The organism is Duganella dendranthematis, from assembly GCF_012849375.1.
Classification (GTDB): Bacteria; Pseudomonadota; Gammaproteobacteria; order Burkholderiales; family Burkholderiaceae_D; genus Rugamonas; species Rugamonas dendranthematis.
In genome coordinates this window covers 5,877,194-5,892,441 of the sequence record NZ_CP051684.1, presented here as the reverse complement: position 1 = coordinate 5,892,441, position 15,248 = coordinate 5,877,194, and the positions used below count along the sequence as shown (strand labels likewise).

16 protein-coding genes are annotated in these 15,248 nt (G+C 67.3%); 6 read left to right on the top strand and 10 right to left on the bottom strand.

All coding sequences use genetic code 11. The features are described from left to right. From HH213_RS26945 to folE, 7 genes are all read right to left on the bottom strand, one after another. Complete coding sequence (locus HH213_RS26945) at nucleotides 1-1,470, bottom strand: serine hydrolase (protein WP_169114314.1); 1,470 nt, start codon at nucleotides 1,468-1,470, stop codon at nucleotides 1-3. 294 nt (nucleotides 1,471-1,764) lie between these two features. Beyond that, nucleotides 1,765-1,989, bottom strand: a complete 225-nt coding sequence (locus HH213_RS26940; RefSeq protein ID WP_110850082.1) for a TIGR02450 family Trp-rich protein — start codon at nucleotides 1,987-1,989, stop codon at nucleotides 1,765-1,767. Then, nucleotides 1,986-3,170: an FAD-binding domain-containing protein gene (locus HH213_RS26935; protein ID WP_229263181.1), complete on the bottom strand. Its 1,185-nt coding sequence runs from the start codon at nucleotides 3,168-3,170 to the stop codon at nucleotides 1,986-1,988. The genes HH213_RS26940 and HH213_RS26935 overlap by 4 nt, the downstream gene beginning before the upstream one ends. Further along, nucleotides 3,167-3,343, bottom strand: a complete 177-nt coding sequence (locus tag HH213_RS26930) for a DUF2256 domain-containing protein (protein WP_110850084.1) — start codon at nucleotides 3,341-3,343, stop codon at nucleotides 3,167-3,169. The genes HH213_RS26935 and HH213_RS26930 overlap by 4 nt, the downstream gene beginning before the upstream one ends. Further along, complete coding sequence (locus HH213_RS26925; protein ID WP_169114312.1) at nucleotides 3,340-4,371, bottom strand: NAD(P)/FAD-dependent oxidoreductase; 1,032 nt, start codon at nucleotides 4,369-4,371, stop codon at nucleotides 3,340-3,342. The genes HH213_RS26930 and HH213_RS26925 overlap by 4 nt, the downstream gene beginning before the upstream one ends. After that, entirely contained in the window at nucleotides 4,368-4,793 is a 426-nt protein-coding gene (locus HH213_RS26920; RefSeq protein ID WP_110850086.1) for a BLUF domain-containing protein, read from the bottom strand. Before HH213_RS26920 ends, HH213_RS26925 begins: the two co-directional genes overlap by 4 nt. A gap of 21 nt (nucleotides 4,794-4,814) precedes the next feature. Further along, the gene (folE, locus tag HH213_RS26915) at nucleotides 4,815-5,522 is read right to left on the bottom strand and encodes a GTP cyclohydrolase I (RefSeq protein WP_371875686.1); all 708 of its coding nucleotides are present in this window, start codon (nucleotides 5,520-5,522) and stop codon (nucleotides 4,815-4,817) included. A 152-nt stretch (nucleotides 5,523-5,674) separates the two neighbouring features. Between folE and HH213_RS26910 the strand changes: the two genes are divergently transcribed. The 6 genes from HH213_RS26910 to HH213_RS26885 all read left to right on the top strand — a co-directional run bounded on the left by HH213_RS26910 (nucleotide 5,675) and on the right by HH213_RS26885 (nucleotide 12,155). Continuing rightward, on the top strand, nucleotides 5,675-6,919 hold the full coding sequence (locus HH213_RS26910) for an AMP-binding enzyme (RefSeq protein WP_169114311.1): 1,245 nt from the start codon (nucleotides 5,675-5,677) through the stop codon (nucleotides 6,917-6,919). 73 nt (nucleotides 6,920-6,992) lie between these two features. Beyond that, nucleotides 6,993-7,373, top strand: a complete 381-nt coding sequence (locus HH213_RS26905; RefSeq protein ID WP_110850088.1) for a phosphonate transporter — start codon at nucleotides 6,993-6,995, stop codon at nucleotides 7,371-7,373. Further along, nucleotides 7,370-8,677 carry a sensor domain-containing diguanylate cyclase gene (locus HH213_RS26900; RefSeq protein WP_169114310.1) on the top strand — a complete coding sequence of 436 codons (1,308 nt, stop codon included), beginning with the start codon at nucleotides 7,370-7,372 and terminating at the stop codon, nucleotides 8,675-8,677. Before HH213_RS26905 ends, HH213_RS26900 begins: the two co-directional genes overlap by 4 nt. Next, nucleotides 8,674-10,440 carry a putative bifunctional diguanylate cyclase/phosphodiesterase gene (locus HH213_RS26895; protein ID WP_169114309.1) on the top strand — a complete coding sequence of 589 codons (1,767 nt, stop codon included), beginning with the start codon at nucleotides 8,674-8,676 and terminating at the stop codon, nucleotides 10,438-10,440. The genes HH213_RS26900 and HH213_RS26895 overlap by 4 nt, the downstream gene beginning before the upstream one ends. A 102-nt stretch (nucleotides 10,441-10,542) precedes the next feature. Beyond that, a complete protein-coding gene (locus HH213_RS26890) occupies nucleotides 10,543-11,622 on the top strand; it encodes a catalase family peroxidase (RefSeq protein ID WP_217363470.1) in 1,080 nt (359 codons plus the stop codon). Then, nucleotides 11,619-12,155 (top strand): cytochrome b, encoded by a 537-nt coding sequence (locus HH213_RS26885; RefSeq protein ID WP_110850092.1) that lies wholly within the window; start codon nucleotides 11,619-11,621, stop codon nucleotides 12,153-12,155. The genes HH213_RS26890 and HH213_RS26885 overlap by 4 nt, the downstream gene beginning before the upstream one ends. A 41-nt stretch (nucleotides 12,156-12,196) precedes the next feature. Here HH213_RS26885 and HH213_RS26880 read toward each other — a convergent pair whose 3' ends face one another. The 3 genes from HH213_RS26880 to HH213_RS26870 all read right to left on the bottom strand — a co-directional run bounded on the left by HH213_RS26880 (nucleotide 12,197) and on the right by HH213_RS26870 (nucleotide 15,231). Continuing rightward, nucleotides 12,197-12,955 carry a class I SAM-dependent methyltransferase gene (locus tag HH213_RS26880; RefSeq protein WP_169114308.1) on the bottom strand — a complete coding sequence of 253 codons (759 nt, stop codon included), beginning with the start codon at nucleotides 12,953-12,955 and terminating at the stop codon, nucleotides 12,197-12,199. A 78-nt stretch (nucleotides 12,956-13,033) separates the two neighbouring features. Beyond that, nucleotides 13,034-14,374 (bottom strand): MFS transporter, encoded by a 1,341-nt coding sequence (locus HH213_RS26875; RefSeq protein ID WP_169114307.1) that lies wholly within the window; start codon nucleotides 14,372-14,374, stop codon nucleotides 13,034-13,036. Nucleotides 14,375-14,439: 65 nt separating this feature from the next. Beyond that, nucleotides 14,440-15,231 (bottom strand): substrate-binding domain-containing protein, encoded by a 792-nt coding sequence (locus HH213_RS26870; protein WP_169114306.1) that lies wholly within the window; start codon nucleotides 15,229-15,231, stop codon nucleotides 14,440-14,442. Nucleotides 15,232-15,248 lie beyond the last annotated feature (17 nt).

Sequence of the window (15,248 nt, the reverse complement as noted above, 5' to 3'; positions counted from 1 at the left end):
CTACGCCGCGCCCATTTCCTTCAGATGCGCCGTTGCGTTGGTGTTGTCGGGATTGAGCTTCAGCGAGCGGCGGTAGTTCTCGATCGCCTTCGTCTTATCCCCCGCCTTCTGGAGGATTTCGCCGAGGCTGTCGAAGGCGTTCCAGCTGTCGGGATACAGTTCCGTGTTCAGCGTCAGGACTGCAATTGACTGTTGCGGCTGCTTTTGCGTAAACAGCAGATAGGCCCAGTCATTGATTTCCTCTTCGCTTGGAGTGAAGGAAGCATTGGCGATCTTGAGTTCGGCGAACACCAGCCTGGCGCGATCGAAGCCACGACGCAGCAAGGCCGCGCGCAGCGTCTTGATATGCGGCGGCAGGCCGAAGCCGTTCGATGCGTGCATTTCGGGGATGTAGTAGGCGGCGACTTCATCGGCGAAATTCTCCGGATTCGCCCCTTGCAGATTGGTCAGCAAAATCACCGACATATCATCCTTGGGATAGACGAAGAATGTCGAGCGCATGCCGCCGATAGGGCCGGCGGCCGGATGCTCGGCCCTGGTCGTCACCGGCCAGCCCAGCGCCGAGCCGTTCAGCATGGCATTCATCCCGCCGGTCTTGCCGTCGTTCAGAACCACCGTCGACCACAACACGTCCAGGCTGGACTTGTTCTTCAACAGCTTGCCGCTTTGCAGTGCGATCAGCCAGCGCGCTATATCCTCGGCGTTGGAGAGAATGCCAGCGGCGGTGCGGAAGTAGCCGGGAAACGCGACGTAAATCGCCGACAGCCGGTCACTTGGTTTCCACTCGCCGTTGTCGTTGCGCAGGTAGGAATAGCCGCCGGCCGAATGCGGAATCACGTCGGAAGAATCGCCGAAGCGGGTATGCGGCATGCCGACCACATTGAACTGGCGCTCTTCGATGAAGCGGGCGAACGGTTGGCCGCTCAGCTTGTCGATGATCTTGCCGATGATGACGTAGCCGGTTTGATTGTATTTAAAGCGTTCGCCGGCAGGAAACTCCAGCGGCAGGGTTTTCACGGTCGCCCATGCCGACGCATCGCTGCCGTCGCCGATGGGATTTTCCTTGCTGTCGATAATATTCGGCAGGCCGGAGACATGGGTCAGCACCTGCTTGACCGTGATCGCGCGCCAGGCGTCGGGCAGGTCGTCCAGATACCTGGAAATCGGATCATCGATGCCCAGCTTGCCGGCCTCGACCAACTGCATGATGGCCACACCGGTGAACGCCTTGGTGCAGGAATTGATCGAGAAAATGCTGTCACGCGTTGCCGGCACGGCGTTTTCGACATTCGCCGTGCCATACGCATCGAGCTTCACAATCTTGTTATGCCGGATGACCGCCACCTGCAAGGCGGGAATACGCTGCTCTTGCATGGTTTGCTGCAAAAACGCAGTGACCTGGTCGGAAACGTCGGCTGCCGCCGCATGGAGGGAGAGTGAAGAGCAAACCAGTGCGATCAAACATCTCATACGAATGCCTCGGCAGGGAAAGAGCATGACAATACAGCATCTCGGCCGCGGACACGGTATGTCGTCGACGATCACTGCTCGCGCAGCGCTGAAAAGTTGTTTAACACGAGAGTGAACTGATGGATCATCAGCCAAGCAGGGCCAAGTTTCACAAAAATATCAAGGGCAGCCAAACAGCTAGCTTCTCAATCAGAAGCGCTTTCTCTGCGTGAATTGGGAGGGCATTTGCGCTGACGACGCGTTATCCGGACTGGCGAACCACTGGCGTACCCGCGCCGCCGGCGGCGGCCCTGGTCAGCGCCAGCCTTGCAGCCACCGGCTGCTGTCCTGGAGTTCGCGCCATGGCAAGTCGAAGCTGCGCCGGGTCAGCACCGCTTCCAGGGTGATGCGCTCCAATCCGGCGCCCGGCGGCTCCGGTTCGATCAGCGCCGTGACGATGAAGTGCTTTTCCCGATTCACCGGCGTGACGGCGGTCCATTTGCTGTGCAGCAGTTTGGCCGGTTGCACCCGCGCGCTCATGGCAGCACCGCCAGGCCCGGCAAGTCGTGCAGCGCCTGCACGCCGTGCATGCTGCGCCGCCACCACTGGGAAAACGACTGGCATGGCTGGTCCACCGGCACGAACAGCGGCGCCGGCTGGCGTTGCCGGACGGCCGGCGGCAGCAGGGCGGCGAGATGCGGGTCGGCCCCGGTCTGCACCGAGCGGGCGCTGGCCAGTGCGGCGCCCAGTTCGGCGCCGCTGACGTGCCAGCAGGCCGCCGTCAGCGCCTGCATGCGGTTCCCCGCAAACGCCCAGCGCAGATCCGACCAGGGCCAGGCGCGATGGTATTCGGCCGGCCACCAGCCGATGGCCACGCAGTCCGGCGCCAGATCGGCCCGCGGCTCGCCCAGCGCCCAGGGATGTACCAGCCACACATCGCGCCCGGCCACCGCCTGCGCCGACGGCGCGGTTGCCAGCGCGGCGGGCGGCGCCGACAGCAGCGCCGGCGGGTCGACGCCGTGATGGGAAGGCGCTGGCGCGGGCGTGCGTTCGCCTTGCGCCAGCCGCATCAGCGCCACGTAGGAGCAGTCGATTACGCTGCCGAAGCTGTGCCATGGCGGCGGCGCATAGCGCGCCACGTTATCGGCGTTGAACAGATAGGGCTTGCTGCTGCCGCTGCCGGCGACCCATTGCCAACTCAGGTGATTGCTGCCGAGGTCGCCATCGAGCAGGTGCGCGATCATCCAGTCGGCGCCGGTGCGCCAGTGCACGTGGCGCACGTGCACCAGATAGCTGGCCAGCCACATGCGTGCATGGTTGTGCAGATAGCCGGTCGCGTACAACGCGCGCACCGCCTGGTCGATCACCGGCACGCCGCTGCGGCCCTGGCGGATATCCTCCGGCAGCCCGCGCTCATAGGCCGTCTCGGGCATCGGGCCGGCGTGCAGCGACTGCAGGATGGCGTCGCCGCGCGCGGTCCAGACGTGCCGGAAGTAGGCGCGCCAGGCTAGTTCGTAGACGAACTGGTGCTGGTGGGTCAGCGGGTGACGCGCGGCCAGCGCGGCCAGCACTTCGGCCGCGCTGATGATGCCGTGCGTCAGATACGGCGACAGGCCGCTGACTGCGCCGTCCAGCGCGTTGCGGCTGCGGGCGTAAGCCTCCGGCTCGAACGCGGCGACGCGCGCCAGCGCGGCGTCACGGGTAGCGGGAAAGCGGTTCATGCGGGACTCCTGGTGGGGGCTGCCTGGCGGCATGCGGTGGAACAATATAAAACCTGGTCCCAGTTGTTGGCCCAGCGCTTGCGCCACGTCATCGGGCGGCCGCAGCTGCGGCACGTCTTGCTCGGCAGCGCTTGCTTGTTGCCTTTGAAGCCGGCGGCGGCGCGGCGGTTCATGCGGGATCGACGCCGCTGATGGCGGCCGCCAGCGCGCGGGCCGAACCCCACGCGCCTTCGACGCCACCACCGCCCCAGGCATCGCCACAGACGCCCAGACCGGCCTGTGCATCCCACCAGCAGTGGTCCGTGCCGGACCGGGCGCCGGCCGGTGCGACCGCGTAGCGCCAGCGGTGTACGGTGACGTAGTGCCAGTCCTGCGCTTGGCCGAACCAGCGCGCCAGCGCCTGTTGCAGCGCCTCCTGCACCACCGCGGCCGGGGTCTCTATATGGCGCGCGCTCCAGTCGGCGCTGGCGTGCGCCACCCAGTGGGCCATGCCGGCGAGCGGCGCGCGGCCCGGCTTGCCGTGGTTGCGGATGATGCTGGCCAGCACGCCGTCCGACGAGTGCGCCAGTTGCCAGTCGCTGGCGTCGCCGGCGGCGCTGGCCAGGCCCATCAAGGTCCAGTCCGGCAGCATCGGCAGCGCCAGCGCCTGCCGCGCCCAGGACGGCGCCAGCGGTTGCAGTAGCGCGGCGGCCTGGGCCGGCGGGATGGCCAGCACCACCGCGCCGAACTCGCGCGCCACCGTGGCGCCGGCGCTGGCCAGGCGCCAGCCGGCGGCATCGCGGTGCAGCGCGTCGATCGGCGCCTGGGTCTGCACCGGCAGGTCCTGGAGCAGCGCGCGGCACAGCGCCGGCATGTCCGGCGCCGGCAGCCACCAGGTGTCCGCGTCGGCAGCGGCCCGGCCGGCGGGGTCGCGTGGCTGCCATGGCAGCAGCAGGCCGTTCGCGTGTGCACGGGCGGCGAAGGCCGCAAAGGCCGGCGAGCGCGCCTGGAAGCCGGGCGCGCCGTGGTCGAAACTGGCCTGGTGGCTGACGCCGGCCGCATCGGTCCAGTCGATCCGGCGGGTGCTCAGGCGGCCGCCGACGCCGCGCGACTTGTCGAACACCTGCACCGCGTAGCCGGCGTCATGCAGCCAGCGCGCGCAACTGGCGCCCGCGATGCCGGCCCCGATCACCGCCACACGCGACGCGGACGCTGCCATCATGCGCGCCCCAGGACCGCGGCGGCCGCCATCAGTTCGTCGATCAGCGCCAGCGAACTGGCGCCGCTGAGCGCATACGGATCAAACGCCGGCAGCGCCGAATAACGCAGCAAGGTGCCGGGATTGAGCTTGTCCAGGTTGGTTTGACCCATGGTCCAGCCGGCGTAGCGGCGCTCGCGGATCTCTTCGTAGTGCAGCAGCGTCACCGCGGTGTGGCGGCGGTCGGCGAGGATGCGCCCATACAGCTGGTTGACCTGCTCGCGCCCGCCTTCGAGCAGTTGCAGGTACAGCCGTTCGCTGTGGCACAGCACGCCGGTGATGCCGGCCGCCGGGTTGTGCTGGCGCGACTGCTGCAGGATGGCGTGGACGGCGCCGCTGTCGGCGGGGTCGACGGCGCGGCTGGTGTATAACAGGCGGACAAGCATGGTGCTTCCTTTCGGCGGGATTTAGCGTTTGATCAGGGCCAGGAATTCGCGCCGCAGCGCGGCATCCTTGAGGAAGCTGCCATGCATAACGCTGTTGATCATGCGCGCGTCGTTATCCTTGACGCCGCGCCATTGCATGCAGAAATGGTCGGCCTCCATGATCACCGCCAGGCCGTCGGGCTGGACCTTTTCCTGCAGCAGCTCGGCCAGCTGGACCACGGCTTCTTCCTGGATCTGCGGCCGGCTCATGATCCAGCCGGCCAGCCGCGCGTACTTGGAAAGGCCGATCAGGTTGGAATGCTGGTTGGGCATGACGCCGATCCAGATCTTGCCCATGACCGGGCACAGGTGATGGGAGCAGGCGCTGCGCACGGTGATCGGGCCGATGATCATCAGCTCGTTCAGGTGGGCGACGTTGGGGAACTCGGTGACCGGCGGCGGCGGCGTGTAACGGCCGCCAAACACTTCCTGCAGGTACATCTTGGCCACGCGGCGCGCGGTATCCTGCGAATTGTGGTCGCTGACGGTATCGATCACCAGGCTGTCGAGCACGCCGCGCATGCGCTCGCTGACCTCGTCCAGCAGCTGCGCCATCTCGCCCGGCTCCAGGTGCGCGGCAATGTTGTCGTTGGCGTGAAAACGCACACCGCGCTGCATCAGCCGTTCGCGGATGCGCGCCGAAACGGGCGTGTGGTCGGCGCGATAAGGCGCTGGTTGCTGTTCCATCATGGTAGGTGTTCCTGTACGTAGAGCAGGGGTGTTCGAAAGGGTGACATTGCACGGCATTTCTACCGCTGTGTTAATATTACTACCGCAAAGAAATAAAAGCTACCGAGTAGTATCTGTTAATTACCAATGAGTATAATTTCGCGGCAGGCACCATGGATCATGTTGAAATAGCCGGACCTGGGGCGGCGCCCGCCTGGTGGCGCCAGCGCGCGTTGCTGCAGCGCTTCGTCGCCGATTTGATGTACACCGAGTTGTGTTTGATGCGTCACGGTAGCGCCGGCATGCCGGCGCTACCGTGGCCGGATGCGGTGCAGCTCGATGCCGAGCTCGGCGTCGACTCGCTTGAGCGCTATGCGCTGGCCAGCGCGCTGGCGGCGGCCTTGCATCTGCCGCCGGACGCCGACCTGCACCGGTTGTTGGGCGCGGTCACGCTGGGTGAATGGTGTGACGCGCTGGGCGCGGCAATCGGCAGCGGCAGCGGCTTGATCAGTTTTCGTAGTTCCGGCAGCAGCGGGGTGCCGACGCGCAACGAACACCGGCTCGACCTGTTGTGGCAGGAAGTGTGCTTTTTCGCCGCCCAGTTGCCGCAGGCGCGGCGCCTGTGGTTTGCGGTACCAGCGCACCACATCTACGGCTTCCTGTTCACGGTGCTGCTGCCGCTGGCGTACCGGCAGGCGCCGGCGCTGCTCGATATGCGGCGCACGCTGCCGGCGGCGCTGCAACAAGCCACGGACGGCGACGTGATCGTCGCCTATCCTGAGGTGTGGGCGGCGCTGGCGGCGGCCGTGCCGAACTGGCGCCCCGGTGTCAGCGGTGTGAGCTCGACCGCGCCCTGTCCGCCGGCGCTGGCGCGGCAACTGGCCGATGGCGGCCTGCGCCTGATCGAAGTCTACGGCAGCAGCGAGACCGCCGGGGTCGGCTGGCGCAGCGCGGCAGGCGCGCCGTATGCGCTGCTGCCATACTGGCAGCATGCGGACGGCAGCGACACCTTGCAACGCGCGGCCGGCGACGGTGAATGGCTGGAGGCGACCTGTCAGGATCGGATCGACTGGCAAGATGCGCGTCTTTTTGTGCCGGCCGGGCGACGCGACCACGCGGTGCAGGTGGCCGGCGTGAATGTCTACCCAGCCCAGGTGGCGGCGCTGCTGGCGCGCCATCCGGACGTGCAGGCGGCACAGGTGCGGCTGATGCGGCCCGATGAAGGCGCGCGGCTCAAGGCGTTTGTGGTGCCGCGCGAACCCGGCGCGAGCGCGACGCTGGCCGGGCAGCTGACCAACTGGGTGCGCGAACGGCTGGCGCCGCCGGCGCGGCCGGTGGCCTTCACCTTCGGCGTCGCGCTGCCGGTGGGACAGCAAGGCAAGCCGGCGGACTGGATCATCGATGCGCCCGCGCCCTGACGGCGGCGGCATCGGGTTAACCAAGTACACGCCGTCGCCCGATCGGGGCGCGGCAACACGCAAAGGAAACAGCATGCAGCAACTTGAATTTGACCAGCCCGGCATGGCCGCGCTGCTGGCAGCGCTGGATGACAGCACACTGGACAGTCTCGGCTTTGGCGTCATCGGCTTTGACGCGGACGGGAAGGTGCAGCGCTATAACCGCTTCGAATCGCAGGCTGCCGGCCTGGGCGTCGAGCGGGTGCTGCAGCAGGATTTATTCTTGGTGGTGGCGCCGTGCATGAACAATTTCCTGGTGGCGCAACGCTTCATCGAGGCGCGCGACGCCGGCGTGGCGCTGGACGAGACGATCCCGTATGTGCTGACGCTGCGCATGCGGCCGACCAAGGTGCGCCTGCGCCTGCTGTCGGCGCCGCAGGACGCGCTGGCGTATGTGCTGGTGCAGCGCTTATGAATCACCTGACCGACGTGGCGGACGCCCAGGAATACGAGGCGCTGCTGCAGTTTCTCTACATGGCGCCGGTGGGGCTGGTGCAACTGGCGGCCGATGGCACGATCCTGATGCTCAATCCCTTGTCGGCGCAATTGTTGCTGCCGCTGTGCCCGGACGGCGCGCTGACCAACCTGTTTGACGCGCTGGCGCCGGTGGCGCCCGACCTGCGCCTGCTGTGCCAGGACTTTGCGCCACCGCATGGGCAGATCTGCGACGCCACCCGGCTGTACCTGCGCGCCGACGCGGCCGGCAACGGGCCGCAGGTGCTGTCGCTGAATATGCTAAAGCTGGACCCGGCGCGCCTGATGGCGGTGCTCAGCGATATTACCCAGCAGGACCTGCGCGAGCGCCAGTTGCGCAAAACCGACGCGTGGCTGAACGCCATCATGACCAATATTACCGACTATGCGCTGGTCGGGCTCGATAGCCGCGGTTGCATCGACACCTGGAACGACAGCATCGGCCGGGTCACCGGCTTCTCGGCGGCGGCGGTCAAGGGGCAGCCGTATGCGCTGTTCTATCCGGACGGCGCCACCACCCCGGCACAGCAGCTGGAGCGCCTGCGGGACGCCGACCAGAACGGCTGGACGCTGGACGAGGGCTGGCGCCGGCGCGCCGATGGCAGCCAGTTCTGGGGCAGTTCGCTGATTTCGCCGTTGCCCGGCCGGATCGGCGAGGGCGGCGTCGAGGAGGCCGCCTATTGCATGATTATTCGCGACATTTCCGACAAGCGCGACATCAGCGAAAACCTGCGCCAGGCCACCTATTGCGACCATCTGACCGGGCTGGCCAACCGCCGCGCCTTCTTCGAGGCGGCGGAGCTGGAACTGGCGCGCCGCCAGCAGTCGCGCCGGCCGCTGGCGCTGCTGATGGTCGATGCCGATCATTTCAAGCGTATCAATGACGCCCACGGCCACCCGGCCGGCGACGCCGTGCTGCGCCAGCTGGCCGCCACCATGCTGCGCATCTGTCGCGAGGTCGACGTGGTGGCGCGCATCGGCGGCGAGGAGTTCGCGCTGCTGCTGCCGGGCGTCGATCATGACGCCGCGCTGGCGGTGGCGGAACGGCTGCGGGCCGAAGTGGCGCAGCCGCCGGCGGCGGAGCAGCAGGCCATCCCTTATACGGTGAGCATCGGCGTGGCGGCGATGGACGACAGTGTGGCCGGCATCGACGCGCTGATCAAGCAGGCCGATCAGGCGCTGTATGCGGCCAAGCGGCACGGCCGCAACCAGGTGGTCGGCTGGCGGGATATGGAGAGGCCATGAACAGCGATGCCGAAGCGGCGTATGAGGCGCTGATCCAGTTTCTGTACCGGGCGCCGGTGGCGCTGATCCAGCTGCAGCAGGAGGGCGCCATCGAGATGATGAATCCGATGGCCTCGCAGCTGCTGATGCCGCTGGCGCCGCACGGCGACCTGACCAATCTGTTCAGCGTGCTGGGACCGTATGCCGATGATTTGCAGCGGCTGTGTGCCGGCTTTGCCGCCAGCCATGGCGTGATCTGCGAAGGGCGGCGCTTCAACATCCCGGCGCCGCAGCCGCGCGCCGGTGCGCCGACGGTGCTGTCGCTCGGGCTGCTCAAGGTTGATGACGGGCGGCTGATGGCGGTACTGGCCGACGTCACGCAGGAAGTGGCGCGCGAGCAGCGGCAGCTGGCCAGCCGCCTGGCCAGCGCGGCCCGCGTTGACGGCCTGACCCAGTTGCCGAACCGTGCCGGCGCGCTGGCGCTGCTGCAACGGATCGGACAGCGGCCGCGCCACGCGGCGGATGATGCCGGCGCACTGTTATTCATCAATCTGGATCGCTTCAGGCACATCAACGACAGCTATGGCAACGAGGCCGGCGACCAGATGATGGTGCTGGTGGCCGAACGGCTGCGCAGCACGCTGCGCGCCAGCGGCCGGTCGCCGGGCGACGACACCGTGGGCGAGGTGGCGGCGCGGGTCGGCGGCGACGAGTTTGTCGTGCTGCTCGACCGGCTGGCGGCGCCCGCCGTGGCCGAACGCATCGCCGCGCGCCTGCTGGACCGGCTGAGCAAACCGTACCAGCTTGGCGGTCACGAGCTGGCGTGCAGTTTTAGCATGGGCATCGTGCTGGTGGACGCCGGCATGGGAGACGCCGACGCCGACGATTTGCTGCGCGACGCGGCGATCGCCATGACGGTGGCCAAGTCCGACGGCGGCGACCGCTACGTGGTGTTTCACCAGGCCATGCGCGACCAGGCGATCCAGCGCGGCGGGCTGGCGGCGGATCTGCGCAATGCCGTCGAGCGCGGTGAATTGTTCACCGTATATCAGCCGGTGGTCGGCTTGCAGGCGGACGGCCAGATCGACCGTGCGGCCGGGGTGGAGGCGCTGGTACGCTGGCGCCACCCGCTGCGCGGGCTGGTGGGACCGGTGGAATTCATCGGCGTGGCCGAGGAGTGCGGCTTGATCAGCGCGATTGGCGAGCAGGTGCTGGCGGTCGCCTGCGCCGACTTCGTCGGCTGGCAGCGACAGCTGGGTGCGCGGGCGCCGCGCCTGCTGGCCGTCAATTTGTCGCGTGCGCAGCTGGCGCAGCCGGGCTTGTGCGACCGGGTCAGCGCCATCCTGGCCGCGACCGGGATGTCGGCCGAGCGCCTGCAGCTGGAAATCACCGAAACGCTGGCGGCCCAGGGCAAGGATATCCAGCAGCAGTTGTTGGGCCTGAAGGCGCTGGGCATCAAATTGGCGCTCGATGATTTCGGCACCGGCTACTCGTCCCTGTCGAGTCTGCATCTGCTGCCGGTCGATACGGTCAAGATCGACCGCTCGTTCGTCAGCGCGGCCGATACCAGCCGCCATCACGAGGTGCTGATCGAAGCCACCGTCAAGGTGGCGCGCAGCCTGGGCATGAGCACGGTGGCGGAAGGCATCGAGACGGTGGCGCAGGCGGCGGTGGTGTGCCGTCAGGGCTGCGACAAGGGACAGGGCTATCTGTACAGCCGTCCGCTGGAGTCGGCGGCGCTGCTGGCATGGCTGACGGCGCCCGAGCCGGTGCGTACGCCGTAGACGCCGCCCTGCAATAAGACCGGTGTCCGGGACGCCACGCTGGCCGCTCGCCATGCGACAATCCTTGTTGCTAGCCATCTAACCATTGAAAGCCAGACTGACATGCCTACCCCCACTTCGCGCGGCTCGATGCTGCTGCTCCTGCCGATCGCCGTGATCCTGGCCCTGATCGCCGCGCTGTTCGCGTGGGTCGGCGGCTGGATCGGTCACCGCGGCCTGACGCCGCAACAGATGATGGACCTGGCCCAGGCATCGGGCAAACAACAACCGGGTTTCCGGCGCGCGCACAGCAAGGGTATCTGCTTTGCCGGCACCTTCGCGCCGACGGCGGAGGCGGCCAAGCTGTCGACGGCGCGCGCGTTCTCGCAGCGGTCGATCCCGGTCATCGGCCGTTTTTCCGCCTCGTCCAATAACCCGTACGCGCCCGATGGCGCGTCGCCGGTGCGCGGCATGGCGGTACAGATCAAAACAGATGACGGCCAGGAGTGGCGCATTGCGATGAACAGTTTCCCGTTCTTCGCCGCCTCGACGCCGCAGGGGTTCCAGCAAATGAACGAGGCGGGCGTGCCCGATCCCGCCACCGGCAAGCCCGACCCGAACAAGATGAAAGCCTTGCTGGTCGCGCATCCCGAGATCGCCGCCTTCATGGCGTGGGCGAAGACCGCGCCAAAGTCGGATAGTCTGGGCAGCACCCGCTTCAACGGCGTGAATGCGTTTCGCCTGACCGACGCGCACGGCGTCGAGCGCATGGTGCGCTGGTCGATGCGGCCGCGCACGCCGGTGGTGGCGATGACGCCCGAGCAGCTGAAAACGGCCGACGTCAATTTCCTCGCCGCCGACCTGGACAAGCGCCTGGCGGCCGGCCCGCTGGTGTGGGACATGGTGGTGCAAATCGCCGCGCCGGGTGACCCGATTACCGATCCATCCAAAGCCTGGCCGGAGAACCGGCAGGAAGCCACCATTGCCACACTGACCGTGGTACATGCCGAACCACAGGCCAACGGCCCATGCCGCGACCTGAATTTCGACCCGTTGATCCTACCGACCGGCATTGCCGCCAGCGACGATCCGGTGCTGCATGCGCGTTCGGCGGCGTACTCGGTGTCGTTCAACCGCCGTGAACGTGAAATCAGCCAAGGCAAGACCGCCCAACCCAACGTCCAGAACGGGAGCGCCCGATGAACCGCCCACACCACTTCAATCTGCTGGCGCGCGTGCTGCACTGGGCCATGGCGATCGCGATTCTGAGCATGCTGTTTGTCGGCGCCGGCATGGTCGTGTCGCTGCAATACCGTGACCAGTTGCTGGCCCTGCATCGCCCGCTGGGAATTGCCATCTTGCTGCTGGCCATCGTGCGGCTGGTGAATCGGCTGACGCGCCCGATCCCGGCGCTGCCGGCCGACCTGCCAGCCATCCAGAAGTTCGCCGCGCACGCGTCGCACTGGCTGTTGTACGGGTTGATGCTGGCCATGCCGCTGATCGGCTGGGCCATGCTGTCGGCCGGGGGCTATCCGATACCGATGGTCGGCGGCGTGCATCTGCCGGCCATCCTGCCGCACAGTCCGGTGATCTACGGCTGGCTGCGTCCGCTGCACGGCGTGCTGGCCTATGTACTGTTCTTCACCATTCTGGGCCACTTCGGCGCGGCGCTGTTCCATGCGTGGGTGCGGCGCGACGAGGTCTTTGGGCAGATGGCCAAGGGCGAGCCGAAATAGCCGCCCGGGCACATTCAGAAGCCAATGGCGAGGCGGGCCGGTTATAGACGGCCGATGCGCATATTGATGGGCCAGCAAATCATGCGTTCCAGCCGGAGATCGCCCCACGCCGCCCCGATGTCGTCCGCGAAGGCGGTCAGCAGTTCGGCGCGGCCGGCCTCGCGCGCACTGCGCACCGCCGACCACGTGGCCAGATAGCCGAGGAACTGCGGCAAGGACCAGGTGCAGCGGATCTGCATGGCCGGCGCCGCCAACTCGTCAAACGGAAAGTCGATCGTCGCGTAGCCGCTGTCCACCAGTTGGCGCTGCGGCGGCCAGTACGGGCCGATCTGGTCACGGTAAAAGGCCTGGAAGCGCGCGTCCAGTGCGCTGTCGAGCGTGAGCACGCCGTAGCTGACCAGCGCCAGTACGGCGCCGGGGCTGCCGATGCGGCGGGCCTCGCGGTAAAAGGCCGGCAGGTCGAACCAGTGGGCAGCCTGGGCGGCGGTGATGAGGCTGGCGGCGGCGTCGGCCACCGGGATCTGCTCCGCCGGTGCGCGACGATAGTCGATGCGCTCATCCGGCGCCACATTGGCCAGCTGGTCGGCGCTCGGATCGATGCCGACCACCTGCGCGAAATGCTGGGCCAGCAAGCCGGTGAGCTGGCCGTTGCCGCAGCCGACATCGACGGCGAGCCGGCGCTCCGGCGCCTGTGACGCCATGAACGCGGCCAGTTCCGGCGGATACTCGGGCCGGAAGCGGGCGTAGGCCGCGCCACCCTGGTCGAACCAGTTGCGTGCTGGTGCAGTCGATGTCGGCATGCGCATGTCTCCGTTTCCGTAGTGGCCTCCATCATACACGGCAGGGCGCTGCCGCGTCGTACCGGCTGGCCGCCTGGCTTAGCCCGGGACCGCCGTCCGCTCCTTGACGATGCCGCGATAGACCAGGAAGGTGGCGCTCAGGCTGATCACCGCCGCGCCCGCCATCCAGTAGCCGGGCGCCGCCTTGTCACCGGTGGCCTCGATCAGCCAGGTCGACAGCAGCGGCGTCATGCCGCCGAACAGCGCGGTCGCCAGACTGTAGGCCAGCGAAAAGCCGGTCGTGCGGATTTGCACCGGAATGATTTCTGTCAGGGCGACGATGGTCGCGCCGTTGTAGGCGCCATACAGGAACGACAGCCACAGCTCGACCATGACCATGTTGCCGAAGCTCGGATGCGCGATCAGCCACGACAGCGCCGGGTAGGCGGTCAGCGCCGTCAGCGCGGCGCACGCCGCCATGATCGGCCAGCGCCCGATGCGGTCCGACACGGCGCCCATGACCGGCAGCCAGAAGAAGTTGGATACGCCCACGCACAGGGTCACCAGCAGGCTTTCCTTGGTGCTGAGCTTGAGCACGCTTTTGCCGAAGGTCGGCGTGTACACGGTGATCAGGTAGAACGCCACCGTGGTCAGCACAATCAGCATGGCGCCGGCGGTCACCAGCGGCCAGTTGGCGGCGATGGTGCGCATCATCTGGCGGAAGGTCGGATGGGATTTTTGCGCCAGGTAAGCTTCCGTTTCCTGCAGCGATTTACGGATGTAGAACACCACCGGAATGATCGAGCAGCCGATAAAGAATGGAATCCGCCAGCCCCAGTCGGCAATGATCTCCCTGGGCAGGTTCTGGTTCAGTAGGTAACCCAGCGCGGCGGCGCAGATGACCGCCAGTTGCTGGCTGGCCGACTGCCAGCTGACATAAAATCCCTTGTTGCCGGGCGTGGCCATTTCGGACAGGTAGACTGACACGCCGCCCAGCTCGACCCCGGCCGAAAAGCCCTGCAGCAGGCGGCCGATCAGCACCAACAGCGGCGCCAGCAGGCCGATGGTGGCGTAGCCCGGCACGAACGCGATCAGCGCCGTGCCGCTGGCCATGATGGCCAGCGTCAGCACCAGGCCCTTGCGGCGGCCGATGCGGTCGATATAGCTGCCCAGCAGGATCGCTCCCAGCGGACGCATGAAGAAGCCGGCGCCGAAGGTTGCGAACGTCATCATCAGGGCCGCGTATTCGCTGGTGCTGGGGAAGAACGCGGCGGCGATGTAGGTTGCATAAAAGCCGAACAGGAAGAAATCGTACATTTCGATGAAGTTTCCGCTCGTCACGCGGATGACGGCGGACAGCCGGGAGTGGCTGCGCGCCGGCGCTGGCGCAGAGGCTGCAGGCGTCGGGCGCGCTGCCGTGGCAGGGGAGTGAAGGGACATGATGACCTCTAAAAGTGCGTGCCGGCGTGGCATGCCGGCGTGGCATGCCGGCGTGGTGAAATGGTTCAAGGTGCCGATGCGGCAGGCGCCAGGCCGGTCGCTTCGATCACGGGCGCATTGGCCGGTGCGGCGAGGAAGCCCAGCAGGGCACGGCCGGCTTCCTGGTTGGGGCTGGCGCGCACCAGGGCGCCGGAAAACTCGGTTGTCAGCTGCACTTCCTGCGGCAGCAGGCCGACGATGTCGATGCCTTGCACCGGTTTCAGCTCGCTGCGTTGCTGGCATCCGAAATCGGCTTCGCCGTGGGCGATGATCACGCCGACCGGGGTGGCCGGAATCTGCGCGGCGCGGCCTGCCATCTGCTGGCGGATGCCAAGCTTGTCCAGCAGCTGGCCGCGGATGTATTCGCCGCTGGCGCTGTCGGAGTAGGCCACGCGCCCGGCCTGCAGGAAGGCGCGGCGCAGGCCGTCGATGGTGCTGATATCGGGATGGACGGCGCCGTGCCGGACCGCGCAGGCGATCGGCGAGTACGCCAGCACGACCTTGCTGCCCGGCTCCAGCGCGCCAGCGGCCATCAGCTTGTCAAGGGCGTCGCCGACCATGATGACGACATCGATCGGTTCGCCGCGCGCCAGCCGCGCCGGAATCGCGTTTCTGGTCGCACCCATCGACGGTCCCCATTCGGCGACCAGGTGTTCGCCGCTGCTGGCCTGGTAACGGCCGGACAGGTCTTTGTAGGCTTGGGCGAAGCCGCCCGAGCTGACCACGCGCAGGTCGGCCGCTGGGGCCGCGCCGCCGGCCAGCGCGCAGGCCGCGAGCAGCGCCGCCAGGGCGGCGCGCTTTAATTGAAATGGTCGCATGGTGTCTCCTTGTGTCG